This window comes from Ensifer sp. ENS06 (assembly GCF_014852205.1).
GTDB classification, from domain to species: domain Bacteria; phylum Pseudomonadota; class Alphaproteobacteria; order Rhizobiales; family Rhizobiaceae; genus Ensifer; species Ensifer adhaerens.
On record NZ_JACVBC010000003.1, the window covers coordinates 617,699 to 638,711 of the forward strand.

19 protein-coding genes are annotated in these 21,013 nt (G+C 63.5%); 14 read left to right on the plus strand and 5 right to left on the minus strand.

Features of this window, described 5'->3' with window-relative positions:
• The first annotated feature begins 160 nt into the window (after positions 1-160).
• The 14 genes from IB279_RS16370 (at position 161) to IB279_RS37945 (ending at position 17,592) form a co-directional block, all read left to right on the plus strand.
• Complete coding sequence (locus IB279_RS16370) at positions 161-547, plus strand: hypothetical protein (protein WP_034805768.1); 387 nt, start codon at positions 161-163, stop codon at positions 545-547.
• A gap of 157 nt (positions 548-704) precedes the next feature.
• Positions 705-1,607: a LysR family transcriptional regulator gene (locus IB279_RS16375; protein WP_034805970.1), complete on the plus strand. Its 903-nt coding sequence runs from the start codon at positions 705-707 to the stop codon at positions 1,605-1,607.
• 89 nt (positions 1,608-1,696) lie between these two features.
• Positions 1,697-2,185 (plus strand): GAF domain-containing protein, encoded by a 489-nt coding sequence (locus IB279_RS16380; RefSeq protein WP_034805770.1) that lies wholly within the window; start codon positions 1,697-1,699, stop codon positions 2,183-2,185.
• Positions 2,186-2,242: 57 nt separating this feature from the next.
• Entirely contained in the window at positions 2,243-3,361 is a 1,119-nt protein-coding gene (locus IB279_RS16385) for an NAD(P)-binding domain-containing protein (RefSeq protein WP_113187107.1), read from the plus strand.
• 215 nt (positions 3,362-3,576) lie between these two features.
• Positions 3,577-4,521 carry an ABC transporter permease gene (locus tag IB279_RS16390; RefSeq protein ID WP_034805773.1) on the plus strand — a complete coding sequence of 315 codons (945 nt, stop codon included), beginning with the start codon at positions 3,577-3,579 and terminating at the stop codon, positions 4,519-4,521.
• Positions 4,518-5,336, plus strand: coding sequence for an ABC transporter permease (locus IB279_RS16395; protein ID WP_034805777.1), 819 nt, complete (start codon positions 4,518-4,520; stop codon positions 5,334-5,336). The genes IB279_RS16390 and IB279_RS16395 overlap by 4 nt, the downstream gene beginning before the upstream one ends.
• Complete coding sequence (locus IB279_RS16400) at positions 5,333-6,961, plus strand: ABC transporter ATP-binding protein (protein ID WP_192339354.1); 1,629 nt, start codon at positions 5,333-5,335, stop codon at positions 6,959-6,961. The genes IB279_RS16395 and IB279_RS16400 overlap by 4 nt, the downstream gene beginning before the upstream one ends.
• Before the next feature lies 1 nt (position 6,962).
• Positions 6,963-7,820: a serine hydrolase gene (locus IB279_RS16405; RefSeq protein ID WP_060530444.1), complete on the plus strand. Its 858-nt coding sequence runs from the start codon at positions 6,963-6,965 to the stop codon at positions 7,818-7,820.
• 37 nt (positions 7,821-7,857) lie between these two features.
• Entirely contained in the window at positions 7,858-9,402 is a 1,545-nt protein-coding gene (locus tag IB279_RS16410; RefSeq protein WP_192339355.1) for an ABC transporter substrate-binding protein, read from the plus strand.
• Between the two features lie 113 nt (positions 9,403-9,515).
• Positions 9,516-10,955, plus strand: coding sequence for a M20 family metallopeptidase (locus tag IB279_RS16415; protein ID WP_060601676.1), 1,440 nt, complete (start codon positions 9,516-9,518; stop codon positions 10,953-10,955).
• Positions 10,956-11,205: 250 nt separating this feature from the next.
• Positions 11,206-12,465, plus strand: coding sequence for a plasmid partitioning protein RepA (gene repA, locus IB279_RS16420; protein ID WP_034805794.1), 1,260 nt, complete (start codon positions 11,206-11,208; stop codon positions 12,463-12,465).
• A 5-nt stretch (positions 12,466-12,470) separates the two neighbouring features.
• Complete coding sequence (gene repB, locus IB279_RS16425; RefSeq protein ID WP_192339356.1) at positions 12,471-13,547, plus strand: plasmid partitioning protein RepB; 1,077 nt, start codon at positions 12,471-12,473, stop codon at positions 13,545-13,547.
• A gap of 341 nt (positions 13,548-13,888) precedes the next feature.
• Positions 13,889-16,756 carry a DNA translocase FtsK gene (locus tag IB279_RS16430; RefSeq protein WP_060601668.1) on the plus strand — a complete coding sequence of 956 codons (2,868 nt, stop codon included), beginning with the start codon at positions 13,889-13,891 and terminating at the stop codon, positions 16,754-16,756.
• 152 nt (positions 16,757-16,908) lie between these two features.
• Positions 16,909-17,592, plus strand: a complete 684-nt coding sequence (locus IB279_RS37945; RefSeq protein WP_226020774.1) for a DUF930 domain-containing protein — start codon at positions 16,909-16,911, stop codon at positions 17,590-17,592.
• A 76-nt stretch (positions 17,593-17,668) separates the two neighbouring features.
• Here the strand turns inward: IB279_RS37945 and IB279_RS16440 are convergent, their stop codons facing one another.
• The 5 genes from IB279_RS16440 to IB279_RS16460 form a co-directional block, all read right to left on the minus strand.
• The gene (locus IB279_RS16440) at positions 17,669-18,547 is read right to left on the minus strand and encodes an SDR family NAD(P)-dependent oxidoreductase (protein WP_060601665.1); all 879 of its coding nucleotides are present in this window, start codon (positions 18,545-18,547) and stop codon (positions 17,669-17,671) included.
• A complete protein-coding gene (locus tag IB279_RS16445; RefSeq protein ID WP_060601663.1) occupies positions 18,544-19,326 on the minus strand; it encodes a hypothetical protein in 783 nt (260 codons plus the stop codon). Before IB279_RS16445 ends, IB279_RS16440 begins: the two co-directional genes overlap by 4 nt.
• A 10-nt stretch (positions 19,327-19,336) precedes the next feature.
• Positions 19,337-19,924, minus strand: a complete 588-nt coding sequence (locus IB279_RS16450; RefSeq protein ID WP_060601697.1) for a protein-S-isoprenylcysteine O-methyltransferase — start codon at positions 19,922-19,924, stop codon at positions 19,337-19,339.
• 189 nt (positions 19,925-20,113) lie between these two features.
• Entirely contained in the window at positions 20,114-20,686 is a 573-nt protein-coding gene (locus tag IB279_RS16455; protein ID WP_060601659.1) for a hypothetical protein, read from the minus strand.
• A gap of 144 nt (positions 20,687-20,830) precedes the next feature.
• The gene (locus IB279_RS16460) at positions 20,831-20,962 is read right to left on the minus strand and encodes an ABC transporter (protein WP_077963089.1); all 132 of its coding nucleotides are present in this window, start codon (positions 20,960-20,962) and stop codon (positions 20,831-20,833) included.
• Positions 20,963-21,013 lie beyond the last annotated feature (51 nt).

Consider the following 21,013-nt stretch of genomic DNA (forward strand, 5'->3'; position numbering starts at 1 on the left):
GGCTCAGGGAACCATCGCCCGATTTGTGCATTTGCCTCATCGCCTGCAGTTTGACCCGTCGTGTGGCCCCAGAGTATCGGCCACCCGGCACGAACACAAACATATGCTGACAGAATTGGCCATTCGCGTTTCCCGGCCTTAACCACTGAAGGAGACACAAATGACGAATTTCCTGCCTGCTCTCCATGAAGGGCACGCCTCCATCACGCTGCAGAACCTGTTTCGTGATGCTCTGGAGGCCTATGATGACTGGGGCGCCAACATGCCCGAGCCCATCGTTGCGTTCGAAGGCAAGCGCATTCCCATCAGCGAGGTCTTCGACTGGATGAAACCTTGCAGCGACATCATGCCGGCAAACCTCATCGGCATCGTAACCGACCGACTGAACAAGCCGTGGAGCGGTGAAGGGCCGCTCGACGCCATGACCGTCTCGACGGCCGCGCGTGTCATGTCGGTGCTGACGCGGCGGCAGCTGCGCAGCTTCGGTCGCGGCTCGATCGAGATCTTCGCCGACCGCTTCAACCATCCGGTCCACGCCAGCGCGTGAGACCGGTGACCTCAGAGGAGCGCGCGTGCGCGCTCCTCGTTCCCGGCGGGTATCCGTCACGGATTTCCCCGCACCTTGCCGACCCCTTCCTTGAAGCATCGCCTTCCCGTAAACACGAGGGGAGAGCAAGCGGATGTTCGAGCGGACCGGGGGCGGCGTGAATTTTCGACAATTGGAAGTGCTGCGCACGCTGTTGGCGACCGGATCGACGATTGCGGCCGCCAAGACGATGGGGCTCAGCCAGTCCGGCGTCAGCCGGCTGTTGCAGCAGCTCGAGGAAGAGCTGTCGCTGACGCTTTTTGCCCGTGACAAGGGCCGGCTGATTGCGACGCCCGAGGCGATGAAGCTCGCCGAGGATGCGGAGCATATCTTGCTCGGCATCGACCGGTTCACCAATCTGGCGCAGGACCTGCGCAGCGGCGCAGTCGGCCCAGAGGTCGTGCGCATCGGCCTGCCGAACAGCATGTCCGAGACCTTCGCCCCGGCGATGCTCGCCGACTATGCCAAGGATTTTCCCGGCGTGCGCGTCGAAACCTTCTTCGACACGACCGTTGCGATCGCCCGCCTCGTCGAGCAGCGCATCATCGATTTCGGCTTCCTGCGTTATGAGGGGCAGCTGAGTGCCGGCCTCGAAATGCAGCCGGTCGCAACCGGCCTCAGCGTCTGCGTCATGGAAAAGGGGCACACGCTTTCGCAGCACGAAACCGTGACGCCGAAGGAACTGCGCGGCGTGCCCTTGATCCTGATCGGCCGCCGCCGGCCGACGCGGGTCATGCTCGACGAGATCTTCCGCAAGGCCGGCGTGCCGCAAAAGGTCAAGATCGAGACCCACAGCAACAGCTCGGCCTGCGCCTACGCGGCCTACGGCCTTGGGGTCGCGATCATCAGCAGCTTCTTTGCCAATCTGCACCGGCACCTACCGATCGAGATCCGTCCGTTTTCGCCGCACCTCACCCAGGATTTCGGCGTCGCGACGGCGGCTGGCGTACCGCTGTCGCTTGCAGCCCAAGCCATGATTGACTGCCTCAAAAGGCAGGTCGCCGCTTCGCAGCAGCCGTGAGACAATGGCCTCAAGGTTGCGGCCATTGGCAATGGGACGGGCGCGACACTACATTGCCGGCCGATACGAACATTAGAGCGGATAAGATCATGTTTCAGGCAGCCACCATCGACACAGGCGACAAGCGCGCTTTCTATGCGGAGTTGGCCCAGCAGCTCGAATCGCTGCTTCATGGCGAGCCGAACCTGATCGCCAACGCGGCCAATACGTCGGCGCTGATGTTCCAGACCATGCCGAGCCTCAATTGGGCGGGGTTTTATTTCCTCGAAACCGACGACGAACTCGTGCTGGGACCGTTCCAGGGCAAGCCTGCCTGTGTGCGCATCGCCGTCGGCCGCGGGGTCTGCGGAACGGCCGTCAAGGAAGACCGCTCGATCCTTGTGGAAGACGTCCATGCCTTTCCGGGGCACATCGCCTGCGATGCGGCCTCGCGCTCGGAACTCGTGGTTCCGGTGCGGCGTGACGGCCGGGTGATCGGCGTCATCGATCTCGACAGCCCGGAGCCTGCACGCTTCGACCGCGACGACCAGATCGGCATCGAAAAACTTGCGGCGATCTTCGCAGCGGCAATTGCATAGGGCCGCCGCCGTGGATGATCTGGCAAGGACTGACAGGCTTTTGCTTCGGGCCGCACCATGACGGATGCGGCTCAGCCTGTCGATGTCGAAACGCATGCGCGCGTGGCCCGCAAGATCGACATCGTCGTCATCGGCGCCGGGCAGGCGGGATTGTCTTCGGCCTATCACCTGGGCCGGCTCGGGCTGGCGCCTCACAGGCAATATGTCGTCATCGACCGGTCGCCGCAGCCGGGCGGGGCCTGGCAGTTTCGCTGGCCGTCGCTGACCTTGAATACGGTCAACGGTATTCACGATCTTCCCGGCATGAGATTTTCCGAAGCGGTCGATACCAGCAAGGGCGAGGTTCACGCGGCCGTCGCCGTGCCGCAGTATTACGGCGCCTATGAGAAGGCATTCGGTCTGCCGGTCCGCCGGCCGGTGGCCGTCAAGGTCGTGTGTGACCGGGGCGAGCGCTTCAGGGTCGAGACGGACGACGGGGCTTATGCTGCCCGCGGCATCATCAACGCGACCGGCACCTGGGAGGCCCCCTATATCCCGCCCTATCCGGGAGCGGAGCGCTTCAAGGGGCACCAGCTGCACACGAAGGATTATCAGTCGGCAGCGCAATTCGCGGGGCAGCATGTGCTGGTCGTCGGCGGCGGCATCTCCGCCATCCAGCTGCTCGATGAATTATCGCAGGTGACATCGACCACGTGGGTAACGCGGGAGGAGCCGGCCTTCCGCGACGAACCGTTTACGCCAGAGGTTGGACGCGCCGCCGTAGCCATGGTCGAGGACCGGGTTCGCCGCGGCCTGCCGCCGGGCTCGGTCGTCTCGGTGACGGGCATTCCGGTGACACCTGCGATCATGGCCGCACGTGCACGCGGCGCGCTTGAGCGCCAGCCGATGTTTGCCGAAATGACCGAAAACGGCGTGCGCTGGTCCGACGGGCGCGAACTGGCCGTCGACGTCATCCTCTGGAGCACCGGCTTCAGAAGCGCGCTCGATCACCTGGCGCCGCTGCAACTGCGCAATGCTGACGGCGGTATCCTGATGACCGGTCGGCTGGCGACTCAGGTGGCAAAAGACCCGCGCATCCATCTCGTCGGCTACGGGCCGTCGGCTTCCACCATCGGTGCGAACCGGGCAGGAGGCGCTGCCGCCCGCGAACTGGCCGATTTTCTTCATCTGACCTGAGGAAGCCGGCGCGATCGCGCCGGCTTCCTCGCCAGCGAGCAGCCGGGCAGCGCCCACCCGGTCGCGATGAAGTTGCATGCCCTTTTCATAGAGGTATGACATTTACTCATAATATTGCACGATTTTTTCCAATCGATCATAGTCCCTGCAACAAGAGAGCCGACGGGCAGGAGAATCGCGGTAACGCGTGCGGCCTGCCTCAGTACGGGGAACCCATGATCAAATTCATTCTCAATCGTCTCGTGATGGCGATACCGACGATCGTGATCGTCTCGGTTGCCGTCTTCACGCTTATCCGCCTCATTCCCGGTGATCCGGCAGCGCTGATGCTCGGCGATATGGCCGAACCGCAGCAGATTGCCGCGTTGCGCGCGGAGCTCGGTCTCGACCGCAGCATCCCGGAGCAATTCGTCATCTGGGCCGGCAACATCCTCTCCGGCGATTTCGGCACCTCGATCGTCACCGGCGAGCCGGTGCTGCATCTGGTCGTCAGCCGCTTCTTCGTCAGCGCCGAAATCGTCGTCATCGCCGTGCTTCTCGCGAGCCTGATCGCGGTTCCGGCCGGCGTCATCGCCGCCTGGCGGCAGAACAGCCTGACCGACCTGGCGCTTGTCGGTTCGGCGACCGTGCTTCTGTCGATCCCAACCTTCTGGCTCGGTCTTCTCTTGCTGCTCGCCTTCGGCCTGAAGCTCGGCTGGCTGCCGGTGCTTGGCTACGTGCCGATCTCGGAGAACTGGAAGGCCGGCCTTCTCTATCTGGTGCTGCCGGTCATGACGCTTGTCATCCACGAGATGGGCGTGATCATCCGCATGGCCCGCGCCTCTACGCTCGAAGTGCTGCGGCTCGATTACATCACCCATGCCCGTGCCAAGGGGCTTTCGGAAAGTGCCGTTCTCTGGCGCCACGCCTTCAAGAACGCCTTCGGCCCGACCTGGACGATGATTGGCCTGATCCTCGGCAACCTGCTCGGCGGCATCGCCGTCATCGAGACGGTGTTCACCATTCCGGGTCTTGGCCGTCTAATGGTCGATGCGATCTTCCAGCGCGACTATCCGGTGATCCAGGGCTGCCTGCTGCTCGTCGCCTTCTCCTATGTCGTCGTCAATCTGGTGGTCGACCTCCTCTATCCTCTCTTCGATCCGCGGGTGGTGGCAGAATGAGAAAGCTCACTTTCAACGGCGCCATCGGCGGCGGCCTGATCGGCCTGCTGGTCATCACCGCCCTCATCGGCCTTTTCTGGACGCCTTATGATCCGATGGCGCTCGGCTTCACCGCGCGGCTTGCCGCACCCGGTGCAGCGCACTGGCTCGGCACCGACGAGTTCGGCCGCGATGTCGCCAGCCGCCTGATGGTCGGCGCCCGTGCCAGCGTCTGGATCGGCTTCCTGACCGTCACCTTCGCCGTCGTCTTCGGCACCTTCATCGGCATCGTCAGCGGCTATGCGCGCGGCTGGGTCGATGGCGTGATCATGGCGATCAACAACGCGCTCCTGGCCTTCCCCGGCATCCTGCTGGCGCTCGGCCTGCTCGCCGTCTTCGGCGCCAACCAGTACGGCATCATCTTCGCGCTCGGCATCGCCTATACGCCGTCAATGGCCCGCGTGGTGCGCGGAGCGGTGCTGTCGCTGCGCGAACGCGAGTTCATCGAGGCGTCGCGGGTGATGGGCAATGGCGAGATATATACGATGCTGCGCCATATCCTGCCGAACTGCGTCGCGCCGATCACGGTGCTTGCCACCTCGATGTTCGGCTGGGCGATCCTCTCGGAAAGCGCGCTTTCCTTCCTCGGTCTCGGCGTGCCGCCACCGGCACCCACCTGGGGAAACATGCTCGCCGCCGGCCGCCCCTTCATAGAACAGGCCGTCTGGCTCGGTTTCTTCCCTGGTCTCTGCATCGCTCTCACTTTGCTCGGCATCAACCTTCTGGGCGACGCGCTACGCGACCGTCTCGACCCCCGCATGCGAGGCCTGAAATGACCGGCAATCCTCTTCTCAGTGTCCAGCGCCTTTCGCTTGCCGTCACTCACTCCGGCAACCAGGTAGTGAAGAACGTCAGCTTTGACGTCGCGCCCGGCGAAATCGTCGGCATCGTCGGCGAAAGCGGCTCCGGCAAGACACTGGCGACACGCGCGATCATCGGGCTCATTCCGCCGGCCGTCCGCCGTATCGGCGGCACGATCCTCTACCGGGGTAAGGATGTGCTCGGCATGAAGGACCGGGATCTCCGCCAGCTTCGCGGCGGGGAGGTCGGCGTCGTCTTCCAGGAGCCGATGACCTCGCTCAACCCGTCGATGACCATCGGCCGGCAGCTCGAGGAAGGGCTGATCCTGCACACAAAGATGTCGGTCGAGGAGCGCCGCACGGTGATCCTCTCGATGCTTGGTCGCGTCGGCATACGCGAGCCGGAGCGGGCGTTGACCGCCTATCCGCACGAGTTCTCCGGCGGCATGCGCCAGCGCATCATGCTCGCCTCGGTGATGCTGTTGAAGCCAGCCTTGCTGATCGCAGACGAGCCGACGACCGCGCTCGATGCCGTCGTCCAGCGCGACGTCATGGAGCTGATGGTCGAGTTGACCCAGGCCGAGGGCACTGCAGTGCTGCTCATCAGCCACGACCTGCCGATGGTCGCCCGCTACACCAACCGTTTCGTGGTGATGGAAAAGGGCGTCGTCGTCGAGCAGGGGCTGACCGAGGAGATCCTGCAAGCACCGCAGCATCCCTATACCCGCAAGCTGCTTTCGTCGCTGCCGTTCCGTGGTGCTGCGCGTGAGCTCGACATGACCCGCACGCCGATGGTTTCGGCGCGCAATATTGTCGTCGAGTATCCCGGCCGCAAGGGTCTCTTCCGCAGGCACGAGCCGAAGCGCGCGCTGCACGGCGTCAGCGTCGATATCCATGTCGGCGAGGTCGTGGCACTGGTCGGCGGTTCCGGCTCTGGCAAGACGACGCTCGGCCGCACCATCGCAGGCCTCGTCCAGCAGGCCGAAGGCGACATCCTGTTCCAGGGCCGCGAGCGCAGCGCCGACTGGCGCGATTATAGGCTGAACTGCCAGATGGTCTTCCAGGATCCCTATTCGTCGCTCGATCCGCGCATGACCATTCAGGCGCTCGTCGAGGAAGCGCTGCGGCTGGTGCCGGACCTCGATACGCCGGCCAAGCGTCGCCGTGCGCTCGAAACGCTTGAGGAAGTCGGGCTCAGCGCCGATTTCGCCAATCGCTATCCGCATGAGCTCTCGGGCGGCCAGCGCCAGCGTGTGGCTATCGCCCGCGCCATCGCACGGCGGCCAAAATTCCTGATCGCCGACGAGCCGGTGTCGGCGCTCGACGTAACCGTTCGCGCGCAGGTGCTGGAACTCTTCTCGAACCTGCAGAAGCGCTACGGCTTCTCGTGCCTGTTCATCAGCCACGACCTCGGCGTCGTCGAGCAGGTCGCCGACCGCGTCATCGTCATGCAGGACGGGCGCATCATCGAAGAAGGCGACCGCGACCGGATCTTCGATGCGCCGAAGGATGCCTATACCCGCAAGCTGCTTTCGGCGATCCCGGCGCTCGATCTCAACCAGACCGGTGGCGTCACCCTCAAATGGCGGCTGGAGGCCTGAGATGAGCACGGAAATCAAGACCGGTGCGATCGCGGCCGAACTCCACGCGATCGCCGACGCGGAGCCCTTCGTCACCCGCTTCCTCGTGCGCAATCTCCAGACCGGTGAAACCATCGGCCGTGGCGAGGGTGAGGAAACACCATCTGCCAGCACCCGCAAAACCTCGATCATGATGGCGGCGCTGAAGGCGGTGGCAGAAGGCCGGCTTCATCTTGACGAGCGCATCACCTACGAAGCACGGCTCGCCCAGGAAGTGGCGAGCGGCATGTTCCGCTACCTGACGCCTGGAATCGTCATTTCGCTGCGCGACGCGATCGTCGGCATGATGGTTCTGAGCGACAATGTCTGCACCAAGATGGTGTTCGAGCGGCTGACGCTTGAAGAGGTCGACGGCTATTGCAAGGCGCTCGGCATGGTGGGCACGCACCATCGCTTCCTCATTCCGCCGCTGGCGCTCAAACCCGATCATTCGCTGGCCGACGTCACGACGACGACGGCTGCCGACCAGGTGATGCTGCTGGAACTGATCCTCGCCGCCGAGCACGATGCCGCTGCTGCCGCCAGGCTTGGCATCACGGTCGAGCTCGCCGCCTTCGCTGTGCAGACGCTGAAGAACCAGGTTTTGCGCTATGGCATCCGCTCGCGGCTGCCCTTCGATACGGTCGCCGCCTGCAAGGGTGGTCGCGGCAAACGCGGCCGCATGGATGCCGGCGTCGTCTATCGCGACGGCAAGCCGCTCTATGCGATCGCCGCCTTCACCGACGGCGTACCCGCGCTGATGCCCGACGGCACGCCCGGCTACACCATCGCGCTCGAAACCATCGGCAAGCTGTCACAGGCCTGCTGGCGCGCCTTTTGAACCGACAACACCAACAATCAGAAAAGAGAGAGGAACCATGAAAACCATACTTCTTGCCGGAACCATGCTGATGAGCGCGATCGCGTTCGGCCATGCGCGTGACCTGACGGTCGCCCAGAGCTCGGACATCCGCAGCAACGAGCCCGGCGTCAACCGCGACGGCAACACCGACTCGGTGATCTTCCACATCGTCGAAGGTCTGGTCGGCTACGCCGAGAACGGCGAAGTGAAGCCGCTGCTCGCGAAAAGCTTCGAGGTTTCGCCCGATGGCCTGACCTATACGTTCAAGCTGCGAGACGACGTGAAGTTCCACAACGGTAAGGCGCTGACCGCGGAAGACGTGGTCTGGAACTGGAACCGCTACATGAAGCCGGAGACCAAGTGGACCTGCGCCGGCGACTTCGACGGCAGCAAGTCGATCAAGGTGACGAGCGTCGCCGCAGCCGACGCCTCCACCGTCACCATGAGTATCGAGAAGCCTTCGGCCGTCTTTCTCGGCCTGATGGCCCGGCCGGAATGCGGCTACACCGGCATCGTCTCCCAAGATTCCGTCGGCGCAGACGGCGCTTACACTGCGCCCATCGGCACCGGCCCGTTCAAGTGGGCGGAATGGAAGAAGGGCGAATATGTCCGGCTCGAAAAGAACGCCGACTACGTCTCACCCGCCAATGACGGCAAGCCCGATGGCATGGTCGGCTCGAAGCGGCCGCTCGTCGACGGCATCAAGTTCATGGTGATCCCGGACGCCTCGACCGTGAAGACCGGCCTGCTTTCGGGCGCGCTCGACACCGCCGAAGTCTCGGCCGATCTCATTGCCGAGTTCAAGGACAGCGACACGATGCAACTCATCGTCAAGCGCAACAACGGCAAGAACCTGCTTTACTTCCAGACCCGCGACAAGATCCTGAGCAACGTTGCGGTTCGCCGCGCGATGGCCGAAGCGCTCGACCTCGACCAGCTCGTCGCCGCTGTTTCCAACGGCACCGGCGAAGCCAACGCATCGATGGTCTCGGCCGACTCGATCTTCTACTCCGACGTCCAGAAGAAGAAGATCCCGATGGATCTCGAAAAAGCGAAGAAGAACCTGGCTGATGCCGGCTACAACGGCGAGCCGATCACCATCATCGCCAACAAGCGCGGCAACGTGCCGAGCTTCCCCGCTGCCGTCGTCGCCCAGGCGATGATGCAGCAGGTGGGCCTCAACGTGCAGATCGAAGTGCTCGACTATGCGACCCAGGTCGATCGCCGCCGCTCCGGCAACTATCAGGTGATCTCGCAGTCGGTGTCGCCGCGTCTCGATCCGGCGCTGATGTACAGCTTCTATGTCGGCAACAAGGACAAGAACGCCTCGCTGATGTGGGACAACCCGAAGGCGGTTGAACTGATGAAGGCAGCCTATGTCGAGGCCGACCAGGCCAAGCGCCAGGCGATCTTCGACGAGTTCCACCAGCTGATGCTCGACGAGGTCCCCGGCATCTTCATGTACGACATGGTCGACATCTGGGGCGCCACCAAGAAGCTGCACGGCCAGCCGGTCTGGCAGTCCAACACCCGCCTCTGGGAAGTGACGCTCGACGACTGATGCGGGCGTAGTCCTTTCTCTCCAGCGGATGGCGGCCGTTTGTCGCCCTCCGCACCTCCTTAGACAAAACTGCTGATGCGACCGCGCCCCGCGCCGTCGCAAAAGGATGATTGATGCCAAATCCAGCCGCCCGGACCGCCCTTGTCGACACGATCGAAGCGCTGAAGCCCGAATTCGCCGAAATGAGCGACGCGATCTGGGACCATGCGGAACTGAGTTTTCATGAGGAAAAGTCGGTAGCGACGCAGATCGCCATGCTGGAGAAGCATGGGTTTCGCGTGTCGCGCGGACTGGCGGACATCGATACCGCCTTCGTCGGCGAGAGCGGGCAGGGCCTGCCGGTGATCGCCTTTCTTGGTGAGTTCGACGCGCTTGCGGGTCTGAGCCAGGTGGCCGGCGTCGCCGAGGCGAAAGCGCTCACTGAGGGCGGTACGGGCCATGGTTGCGGTCACAATCTGCTCGGCACGGGTTCGCTGCTCGCTGCCGTCGCGCTTGCCCGCTACCTCAAGGAAAACGACTTGCCGGGTACGGTGCGCTATTACGGCTGCCCCGGCGAGGAGGGCGGTTCCGGCAAGACCTTCATGGCACGCGCCGGCATCTTCGCTGATGTCGATACGGCGCTGACCTGGCACCCGGCACCCTTCAACGGCGTACGCTCGACCAACAATCTCGCCGTTCTTGAAATCTATTACCGCTTCAAGGGCGTCGCCGCGCACGCATCGAACGGTGCCCATCTCGGCCGCAGCGCGCTCGACGCGCTGGAACTGATGAATGTCGGCGTCAACTTCCTGAGGGAGCATATGCCGCAGGATTGCCGCGTGCACTATGCGATCACCGATGCCGGCGGCAAGGCGGCAAACGTCGTCCAGGCCCGCGCCGAGGCGCTCTATCTCGTGCGGGCGCCGCAGATGCCGGAGGCCTTAGCGCTCGCTGCCCGCATCGACAAGATCGCCAAGGGGGCGGCGATGATGACCGAAACCGAGGTCGAGATCGTCTTTGACCGGGCGGCGACCAACCTGCTGCCCAACATCGCGCTGGAAACGGCGATCCACGACAACATGGTGGCGCTCGGGCCGGTTCCCTTCGACGAGGCCGATATCGCCTTTGCCAAGGACATCCAGAAGACGCTGACGCAGGAAGCAATCTCGAGCAGCATCCGGCTTTACCAAATCAAGGGCGATGTTTTTGCGAACAGCCGCATGGACGGTTCGACCGGTCTGCATCTCGGCCTTCGCGATTTCGAGGGCCAGTCGCATTTCCGCGCCGGCTCGACCGATGTCGGCGACGTCAGCTGGATCACGCCGACCGCGCAATGCTGGGCGCCCGCCTGGGCGATCGGCACGGCGCCGCACACCTGGCAGGTGGTGGCGCAGGGCAAGAGCCCGGCCGCCCACAAGGCTTTCGCCCACGCGGCAAAATCACTGGCCACGACCGGCCTCGACCTGATCCTCGATGCCGATCTTTTGGCACGGGCAAAGGCCGAGTGGCGTGAAAAGACCGAGGGCAAGCCCTACCAATGCCCGATCCCGGATCATATCGGTCCGAAACTCTGAAATCATTTTTTCGATGCCTGCAAACGCCCGCGCCACCCCGCGGGCGTTTCGTTTTGTCGGCGTCCGGAACGTCTGCCCGGCGAGTGCACGCGCCTTTGAATGGCGCCAGACTCTTGACGCGAATCGCAGGCTCCGGCATCTCTGTTACGGAGTTTTCCGAATAAGTGCCGATTGGCCGTATTTGAATTGAATCTCTGTTAGCGTGATGTGGCGCCGTTGGGCCGCTGACACGCGCAAGGAGTATGGCAGAATGAATATGACGGCAACCCAGGCAAGACAGGACGCGGGTCACTCCCAGGCACGCCGTCCGGCCGACGAAGCGATCGCGGCCGATGCCCGCGCGCTTTCCGAACAGTTGAAGGCGATGCGCGAGCGCCTGTTCGCGCCGACGGCGATGAAGACATTGCGCAGCTTCACCTCGGGCGAGGCGGCCAAGCTGATCGGCGTTTCTGACGGCTATCTGCGCCAGCTCTCGCTTGCCGGTGAAGGCCCGCAGCCCGATACCGGGCTTGGCGGCCGCCGCTCCTATTCACTCTCCGACATCAATGCGCTTCGCCGGCACTTGGCCGAACAGGCGCTTGCCAAGGGCAACGCCGCCAAGGCGCGCAGCTATCTCAAGTGGCGCGATGCGGAAGCAGGCGAACACCTGCAGGTGATCTCGGTCACCAACTTCAAGGGCGGCTCCGGCAAGACCACATCGTCGGTGCATATCGCGCAATATCTGGCGTTGACCGGCCACCGCGTGCTCGCCGTCGACCTCGACCCGCAGGCCTCGCTGTCCGCACTCTTCGGTTACCAGCCGGAACTCGACCTAACCGGCAACGACACGCTCTATGGCGCGATCCGCTACGACGCCGAGGCGCGGCCGTTGAAGGACATCATCCGCAAGACCTATTTCGACGGTCTCGATCTCGTGCCGGGAAATCTCGAACTGCAGGAGTTCGAGCACACGACGCCGCAGGCACTGAGCGCCCGTCACAATGGCACGGACGCTGGCCCGCTGTTCTTCGCCCGCGTGCAGGCCGCCCTTGCGAGCGTCGCCGACGACTATGACGTCGTCATCATCGACTGCCCGCCGCAGCTCGGCTATCTGACGCTGTCAGCGCTCTGCGCCTCGACGTCCGTCGTCGTCACCGTGCATCCGCAGATGCTCGACGTCGCCTCGATGAACCAGTTTCTCTACATGACGTCGGACCTCCTGAGCGTCGTGCGCGAGGCCGGTGGCGAACTCAACTTCGACTTCCTGCGCTACCTCGTCACCCGCTTCGAGCCGAACGACGGGCCGCAGGCCCAGATTGTCGGCTTCATGCGTTCGCTCTTCGGCGACCGGGTGTTGACCTCGGCCATGGTGAAGTCCACCGCGGTTTCCGATGCCGGCCTGACGAAGCAGACGCTCTACGAGGTCGGACGCGAGAATTTTACCCGCGCCACCTATGACCGCGCGATCGAATCGCTGAACGCCGTCAACGGCGAGATCGAAACGCTCATTCACGCGGCCTGGGGGCGCTGACCGACATGGCTGGCAACCGCAAGAACGAACTGCGCGCACTCTTTTCCGGCAATGTCGCCCCGGCGGCGCCTGCCGCGGAAGCGGATGACAAGGCGCCCGCCGCACCAAGCGTGCAGCCGGCAAAGCCAGTCGTGGTCCCCGCCGCCCAGGCCGACGTGCCGCGGGCCGCCTCCGGCGCGATCAAGGCCATGGGGCTTTCGCTTGGGAGTATCACCCGCGAGGCGGAAGAGGCCCGCGCGCTGCGCGAGGCCCTGCATCAGGGCGAGCGCGTCGTCGAGCTTGATCCGGAGCTGATCGATGCGTCTTTCGTCGGCGACCGCCTGACCGACGGCGAGACCGACGATCCGGAATTCCTGGCGCTCGCCGACAGTATCCGCGACAGCGGCCAGCAGTCGCCGATCCTCGTGCGCCCGCACCCGCAGAAGCAAGGCCGCTACCAGACCGCCTACGGCCATCGTCGTCTCAATGCCGTGCGCAGCCTCGGCACCAAGGTCAAGGCCATCGTCCGGCCGCTGACTGACGACGAGCTGGTGCTGGCGCAGGGCAAGGAAAACGCCGAGCGGCGCAACCTGTCCTTCATCGAGCGTGCCATGTTTGCGTCGGCGCTCGCCGACCGCGGCTTCCACCGGAAGGTGATCGGCGAGGCGCTCGCCGTGCAGAAGAGCGAGCTGTCGCGCCTCCTGCAGGTGGCCGAAGGCGTGCCGCCGGCGATTGCCCGCGCGATCGGCCCGGCACCGAAGGTCGGCCGCGAACGCTGGATGGCCTTCGGCGCGCTGCTTGAGGACATGGTGACCGTCGAACTGGCGCAGGAGGAGTGCCGCTCGCGCCGCTTCCTCGAAGCCGAAAGCGACCAGCGGTTCCAGATCGTCTTCGCGCGCCTGTCGCGCAAACCGAAGCCGGACGCAGCGGCCAAGCCGGAGACGCTGGTCGACGCCGGCGGACGCGCCTTTGCCAAGCTGAAGCGCGACGGCAAGAATGCCCGCATCGAGTTCTCAGTCGATGTCGATCCAGCCTTCATCGACGAGGTCGTCGAACTGCTTGCCAAGCAGCATGCGGTGTTCGCGGCGGGCCGCGAAGGCTGAACGAAGTCTGCCCTTCTGAAAGTTCCAATCGGGCCTGCGTGACGCTCTCACGCAGGCCCGATTCGTTTTCCCGGCGGAGCCGATGGTAGGCCGCCGCGAGCATCCCCGTGCGATCGCCGCTGTCGCCCCCATCCAAGAAATATTTTCGGCCGTGTGAGGCCGGCGACGGGATGTCGCGGCGGCCTTGGGGCGTCGGGCATTGCCGTTGCATGGAGCCCACAGAAAGGCAGCAATCGACCACGGATCCCGGTTCGAAACGGGGCGTTGGAAGGGACTTGTTAACCTTCATTTCCTATCGCTTAGAAGGCCCCGCGGCGATGTCTCTAGCTCTTCCAGGACCCATGCGTATTCCCAGGACAAACTTCTCACAGGCTGCTTTGCATGATGCAAACCAGGCGGATTATTTCGATGGTCCGCAGGATGATGCGTTGAGCGGTATGCCCACCCATGAGGCGGAACCCGCCGACCCCTATCAGTTGTACGAGGCGCCGGCGGCGCCTCGCCGGCCGGCGAACCAGCAGGCTGAAACCACGAGCCGTGCGACCCGCCTCTATGGACAGGGTTCCGCCTACGCTCCTGCACAGGTGACGTCGACGATGAGCGAACCCTTGCCGACCCTTTCGGAGATTGCCGGCCACTACGGCGATTCCACCTGGGAGAGCCATTTCTTCCTGGCGCCGAACGTGCGCTTCACCCGCACGCCCGAGCGCGAATTCATGAAGCGACGCGCGCCGCAGGTCGAAGAAGGCGAAACGGCAACCGAAGTCGAAGAGGCGATCGTCGCGGTGGCGGCGGAGCCTGCTCCGGTCTTGGTGGAAACCGTTGAGCCCGTCGCGACGGCCACGGTCGAGCCGGTACAGACGGAAGCTTCGGCCGTTGCTGCTGACGAGGCGCCGTTGGCCGAGGTCGCGCTGCCGTCCTACAGCCCGTCCGAACTGTTGCGCATGCTGACCAACCAGTTGCCCACTTGGACCGCCGCGCAAAACACGATCGAGCCGGCCATGCTCGCGCGTGTCGAAGCTCCGGCCGACGAGGGCGTAGCCCTTGCGCCCGTTCTGACGACGCAGATCGCCGTTTCCGCGCCGGTCGCCGAAGTCCAACCCGCGCCCGCTCAGGCAGGCGACGCTTCCGTCGATCAGGGCGCTGCGCATTCTGTCTTCCTGTCGGATTTCGCCTTCTTCGAATTCGGCCCGGCCGACGATGCTGAGGTTGCCGGCACGGAAGCCACCCATCCGAAGCCCTTTGTCGAGACGCCAGCCCCGGTTGCGATGACGCCCGCCATCGCTCCCGTCGCCGTTGCGCCTATTGCGGTCACGCCGCCAGCGCCCGTGCGCCCGGTTGAAATCCGCCGTATGCCGCCGACGGCGATCACTTCGCTGTTCCGTGTTGTCGATGTCCGCGGCGCAAAGCCGGAGGATGTGCCAGCCCAGCAACCGCCCGCCGCCGCTGAGGCCGTTGCCGACGCTGCGCCGGCACCCGTTGCCGCGGCTGAAGAACCGGTGACTGTAGCCGCCGCTGAAATCATTGACGCCGAACCGGTCGAAATCGAACAGCCGGCGCCGGTTGCCACGAAGGCGGCCATCACCATGCCGGCGCAGGTCACCCGCGCGCCCAGCAACATGCCGGCGATCGGCTCGACCGACCGCGCGCCGAGCGCCGACGGCTACGAGTTCCCATCCGAGGAACTGCTGCAGGAAGCGCCCGTCGGTCAGGGCTTCTTCATGACGCAGGAGCAGCTGGAACAGAATGCCGGCCTGCTTGAAAGCGTGCTCGAAGATTTCGGCGTCAAGGGTGAAATCATCCATGTTCGCCCCGGCCCGGTCGTCACGCTCTATGAATTCGAGCCGGCGCCCGGTGTGAAATCGTCGCGCGTCATCAACCTTGCCGACGATATCGCCCGCTCCATGTCGGCGCTTTCGGCCCGCGTCGCGGTCGTGCCCGGCCGCAACGTCATCGGTATCGAACTGCCGAATGCCACCCGCGAGACCGTCTATTTCCGCGAGCTGATCGAATCTGTCGATTTCCGCAAGACCGGCTACAAGCTGGCGCTTTGCCTGGGCAAGACGATCGGCGGCGAGCCTGTCATCGCAGAGCTTGCGAAGATGCCGCATCTGCTCGTCGCCGGCACCACCGGCTCGGGCAAGTCGGTCGCGATCAACACCATGATCCTGTCGCTGCTCTATCGGTTGAGCCCGGATCAGTGCCGCCTGATCATGGTCGATCCGAAGATGCTCGAACTCTCCGTCTATGACGGCATCCCGCATCTGCTCACCCCCGTCGTTACCGACCCCAAGAAGGCGGTCATGGCGCTGAAGTGGGCCGTTCGCGAGATGGAAGACCGCTACCGCAAGATGTCGCGGCTCGGTGTGCGCAATATCGACGGCTACAACCAGCGCGCCGCCGCTGCCCGTGAAAAGGGCGAACCGGTGATGTGCACGGTGCAGACCGGTTTCGAAAAGGGCACCGGCGAGCCGCTGTTCGAACAGCAGGAAATGGACCTGGCGCCGATGCCTTACATCGTCGTCATCGTCGACGAGATGGCCGACCTGATGATGGTCGCCGGCAAGGAAATCGAAGGCGCGATCCAGCGGCTGGCGCAGATGGCGCGTGCTGCCGGTATCCACCTGATCATGGCGACGCAGCGTCCTTCGGTCGATGTCATCACCGGCACGATCAAGGCGAACTTCCCGACCCGCATCTCGTTCCAGGTGACGTCGAAGATCGACAGCCGCACGATCCTTGGCGAGCAGGGGGCCGAGCAGCTGCTCGGCCAGGGCGACATGCTGCACATGCAGGGCGGCGGACGTATAGCCCGTGTCCATGGCCCGTTCGTTTCGGATCTTGAGGTTGAACACGTCGTCGCACATCTGAAGACGCAGGGACGCCCGGAATATCTCGACACCGTCACGGCGGAAGAAGAGGAAGAAGAGCCGCAGGAAGAGACCCCGGTCTTCGACAAGAGCGCGCTTGCGTCGGAAGACGGCAACGAACTCTACGACCAGGCCGTCAAGGTGGTCCTGCGCGACAAGAAGTGCTCGACCTCCTACATCCAGCGCCGCCTTGGCGTCGGCTACAACCGTGCGGCCTCGCTGGTCGAGCGCATGGAAAAGGAAGGCCTCGTCGGGTCGGCGAACCACGTCGGCAAGCGCGAGATCATCTACGGCAACCGCGACCATATGAGCTCGCCCGACAACGACGACATGGATTGATACCGGGCGCAGCCCCAGGCCAGGATTTCGAGCCGTCGCTGACAGGTTGTTGGCGGCGGCTTTTCTATCTTCAAGTTGCTGGTAGTGTCGCCTGCACCAGGAGCGGTCGTGACCCTTCCGGCCCTAATGTCGCGCATGGGATGATCTGATCGGTGCAAGCAGTAAAGCATCGTCGCAATGAGACACCGATCTGGCCAAGCCTGACGCTTGCTCTCATCCTTCATGCGCTCGTCGTGTTGGCGCTTTTCCTCCTCCCGTCACCGCGGCCACCTGTTCCGAGCCCGGACGAGGGGATCGCCGTTCAGATACTGGAATTGCCGCTCCCACGCCCTGAGGTGGTGCAGCCCGTGCTCGGACCGCAAGATGCGCCGCCCGTCGCGCATTCCGTCCCGGAGACGGCGCCTGCCGCGGAAACAGCCACGCTGCCGCCAGCTGCCCAGCCGATGGTGCAAGCGAAGCGGTTCTTCTCGGCGGCGATACTGGCTGATCCACGCAGCAGACAGGCGCTGGAAGGGCTGTCACAGCTCGCCGCCGATGAACAGATTGTCCAGCTCTGCAATCTCGAGGCGATGGAGCAGGTTCATCGCTGGCGCGTTGACTTTACCCCCGACCTGCTCGTCGCCTACGCCACGTCGGATATCGTTTTGGCTGGGCGGAACCTCCGTGCGGATGGCGCCGCCTTTCGCAGCAAGGGTCGCTGGTTCAATATCAAGTTTGGCTGCGCCGTGGCGCCGGATATCAAAAGCGTCGCCGCATTTGAGTTTCAGGTTGGTGACGAAATTCCGGAAAGTGAGTGGGAGGCAAATTTCCTCTCCGCTGGCGCCGCAGCCCACTGATCGTGGCCATCGATCGAAGTCCGTTCCCTGCGCCCTTTGGCGAAGGACGTGACGAGAAGCAGGCTGCGGAGCCGGATCACGCCGGGGCCGTTCCGCCTTTGGCGTGGCCTGCGCGGCAGCAGTGCTTCAGTTGCTTGCCAGATCCGCAGGGGCAGGGGTCGTTGCCGCGCAGTTGCAGACGACCAACAAGCGGCAAGAGCGTTGCGGAGGGAAGGAGGCCCGCCATCAGGATTGCCAGCCTGGCGGAAATGCCGGGAATGACCAGCCGCCGCCGGGCCTTGAAGCCGTGCCAGGCACTTCTTGCCACGTATTCCGGAGTGGCTTTCGGGAGCGCTTTGAACAAGGCAGCCCTGTTGGCGCCGGATTTTTCGAGGAACTCGGTCGATACCGGTCCCGGCGCAACGCAGGTCACGGTTACGCCCGTCCTTCGCGTCTCCTGGTATAGCGCCTCGGAGAACGAACGAACGAAGGCTTTGCTCGCATAATACATTGCCATGTACGGGCCGGGCGTAAAACTCGCGACCGAGGCTAGATTGATGACGCCGCCGCGGCCGCGCGCGACCATGCCCGGCAACAGGTGCAAAGTCAGGGCCGCAAGCGCACGCACATTGACGTCGATCATACCAATCTGGTCGGCAATCGGCAAAGCGGTCGCCGCGCCCCGCAGGCCATAGCCGGCACTGTTGACAAGAACGTCGCAGACGAGGCCTTCGCGCGAAAGAAATTCGTCGAGAATGCGCGTGGCATCGGGCGCGGCAAGATCGACCGGCTGGGAGAATGCCTCGCCGCCCGCCTGTTCGATCGCGGCTTGCACGACGTGCAAGCTTTCGATGGATCGCGCGACCAGAACGACCGGCGCGCCGTCTCGTGCGGCAAGCTCTGCAATTGCCCTGCCTATGCCCCGGGACGCTCCGACAACGACAATGGCGGGTCGTGGTGACTGCTGCGATGTCATGCCGATGGCTCCGGCGTAGCGATTGGCGGCTGGTCGAGTTCGGAAAGCTCTGCCACCTCGTCGGCGATTTCGCCGTTCAATATTTCCTCGAAACGAGCCAGGGCTCGCGCGACATTGGCGCCGTCCATGACACGGTGGTCATAGTGGATCCTGACCGTGACCGATCCGTCGTCACCGATCGGCCCATAGTTGAAGATGGTCGTCAAAGGCGTCAGCGGATTGAGCGACTCCGCACCCAGGCCGGAATAGACCGACAATTGGAAGGTGCCGAAGCGGTGGCCGCGCTGGCGCCCCATGTTCAGGCTGAGCCACATCAGCAGCCGCCGCAACGGCGCGGGCAGGCGTGCAATCTTCAACGCCCGCCGGAATTCCCTGATCTCGAGCACGGGGCGGGACCGGGCCTCCTGGAGCAGGGCGCTCAATTCGGCAAGGGACCGCCTCTCGGGTTGCTTGATCGTGCTGAGAAGGACGACCCGTTCGCCTTCGTGCTCGCGCTCGTGCGCCACGGACGCGATGCTTCCGGGATACTCATAGAGTTGCGGTCTCGGAAGCTTGACATAAGCCCGGCGAAACTCGGGTGTCTCCATCGAGAGTAACCCGTAACCCTTGAGAAACAACACCATCCACGATGGCCGGTCGGATCGGCTTGCACGGGCTTTGTGCAACGCGCGGATATCCATCTGCCGCTGCACCGTGACCCGCGGCACGCCGATGGAAAATCGCATCAGATCGCCGACGAGGCGTCGTGCGGCGGAAAGCTTGATCGGTCGGCCCCGCATAGTGCCACCTCTAATAGATAAAGGGGATAATTCGCTTCGTCCTGTCCATGTAAGCGCGATATTCGGGCCCGAAGAATTCCAGCATCAGGCGCTCCTCCTTGCCCACACGCAGGAAGAAAAGAACAGCGAATCCAAGAAGCCCTGCAAGTCCAACCACCCAGTTCGACAGCAACAGCATCTGACCGATCCCCATAAGCAGGAAGCTCGTATACATCGGGTGCCGGACGGCGGCGTAAGGGCCTGTACTAATCAGCTTGTGTTTTTCGCGGATTTCCAGCGAGATGGACCAGTTGCGGCCGAGTTCCTTGTGCGTTCGACGGAAGGTCCAGAGCGCTGCGGCGAAGACAAGCGCCCCAAGTCCGACCAGCCATAGATGGGCGCCATAGTCGGCAAATCGCGGGATTCCTGTCGCAACATAAAGCGCGGGCACAATCGCAAGGCCCAGCGAAGCAGCAGCAAGGCCAATCGTATCGGTCGTCGATCGTCGGTTGCTCATCACCCGCACACGCTTTGCACGGCGTTCGAACGGGTAACGCACCACATACCAGGCAATTATGCCCACGACCCAGACGATTTCGCCGATGGAAGCGGCAGATATGTTCACGTTGGCTCACCCAAGCTTTTCTGTGCGGCTGCTGGTCCGCAAAACGGCAATCACGCACGAGACTGCCATGCGTCGCTCGGACCTGACAAGGCAATAAAACTGCAGCGGTCGAGAAGGCGGTTGGCGGCCGATGGAAGTGTTTCTCTGGCGCCTGATCAGGTGTGGCGTGGTGCGCTCGTCCGCCTAGCCGCCGTTCATCTCACGTAGCCTCGTGATGAACTGCTGCGGCCTCAGCCAGATGCCAGGTGTCTTGTACCCCATGGAACGCGCGATGTCGGCGACGAAAGCGTTGCAGTTGTAGATTGACGCCTGCCAGAAGCGGGCTTCGGACTTGAGCTTTCGGATCTTGGCAACGACGTCGCGATATTGCGTCTCCGTCAACATGACGCGCCAGCTCGCGGACCTGTATTGTTCCTCCAGATCACCGTCGCTGGCGCCAGTTTCGGCCGGAACCGGCAAAAGGTGGCCAATAACATAGGGAGCAGTGTCGCTTGTCGCGGGTGCAAGCCCCGCAACTTCTGGACTGATCATCGCTCCAGACTTGCTGAGCCGGCCAAAAATTACGTAGGAGTGACCGTAACTGAGCGCATAACGAGAGCGGAATTCAATGAAATAGCCCTGATCGCGCTGTTGTGACGTGGTGCCCGCATAGCTTGAGACGAATCGCGGCTGAGGGCCCTTGTCCTGCGATTGACACGCCGTAACCGCGATTGCGGCTAGGACGGCGAACGAAATACGACCTCGTGAACGAGTCATTTCTGCGCCATCTCTCCCAAATTCTGATCAGGCTGCGAATGCGCCACTGGTGGCTTTCGATCCGCGTCGCGAAATGTGGCCAGCCGGCCACGGTCAGACAGGGCGGGAAGGACCGTGAGGTCCTCCCCGAACTAAGGTCGGTAGTTATTTGTAAACGGGCGCTGGCTCTTCAGCCACCGGTGGTGGCGCCTTGCCTTTGCCTTTACCGATTGTTCCACAAGCGGCGAGGCTGGCAACGGAAAGCAACGCAACTGTCACGATTAGAATTCTGCTCATCAATATTTCCTTTCCTCTGTTGTCGGAATGGTTATTCGAAGGCAACATTCA

Bases quoted from the DNA above. Each gene is read 5' to 3' on its own strand.
- IB279_RS16370 (WP_034805768.1), top strand. From the start codon at position 161: ATGACGAATTTCCTGCCTGCTCTCCATGAAGGGCACGCCTCCATCACG.
- IB279_RS16380 (WP_034805770.1), top strand. From the start codon at position 1,697: ATGTTTCAGGCAGCCACCATCGACACAGGCGACAAGCGCGCTTTCTAT.
- IB279_RS16385 (WP_113187107.1), top strand. From the start codon at position 2,243: ATGACGGATGCGGCTCAGCCTGTCGATGTCGAAACGCATGCGCGCGTG.
- IB279_RS16390 (WP_034805773.1), top strand. From the start codon at position 3,577: ATGATCAAATTCATTCTCAATCGTCTCGTGATGGCGATACCGACGATC.
- IB279_RS16395 (WP_034805777.1), top strand. From the start codon at position 4,518: ATGAGAAAGCTCACTTTCAACGGCGCCATCGGCGGCGGCCTGATCGGC.
- IB279_RS16400 (WP_192339354.1), top strand. From the start codon at position 5,333: ATGACCGGCAATCCTCTTCTCAGTGTCCAGCGCCTTTCGCTTGCCGTC.
- IB279_RS16405 (WP_060530444.1), top strand. From the start codon at position 6,963: ATGAGCACGGAAATCAAGACCGGTGCGATCGCGGCCGAACTCCACGCG.
- IB279_RS16410 (WP_192339355.1), top strand. From the start codon at position 7,858: ATGAAAACCATACTTCTTGCCGGAACCATGCTGATGAGCGCGATCGCG.
- IB279_RS16415 (WP_060601676.1), top strand. From the start codon at position 9,516: ATGCCAAATCCAGCCGCCCGGACCGCCCTTGTCGACACGATCGAAGCG.
- repA (WP_034805794.1), top strand. From the start codon at position 11,206: ATGAATATGACGGCAACCCAGGCAAGACAGGACGCGGGTCACTCCCAG.
- repB (WP_192339356.1), top strand. From the start codon at position 12,471: ATGGCTGGCAACCGCAAGAACGAACTGCGCGCACTCTTTTCCGGCAAT.
- IB279_RS16430 (WP_060601668.1), top strand. From the start codon at position 13,889: ATGCGTATTCCCAGGACAAACTTCTCACAGGCTGCTTTGCATGATGCA.
- IB279_RS16440 (WP_060601665.1), bottom strand. From the start codon at position 18,547: ATGACATCGCAGCAGTCACCACGACCCGCCATTGTCGTTGTCGGAGCG.
- IB279_RS16445 (WP_060601663.1), bottom strand. From the start codon at position 19,326: ATGCGGGGCCGACCGATCAAGCTTTCCGCCGCACGACGCCTCGTCGGC.
- IB279_RS16455 (WP_060601659.1), bottom strand. From the start codon at position 20,686: ATGACTCGTTCACGAGGTCGTATTTCGTTCGCCGTCCTAGCCGCAATC.
- IB279_RS16460 (WP_077963089.1), bottom strand. From the start codon at position 20,962: ATGAGCAGAATTCTAATCGTGACAGTTGCGTTGCTTTCCGTTGCCAGC.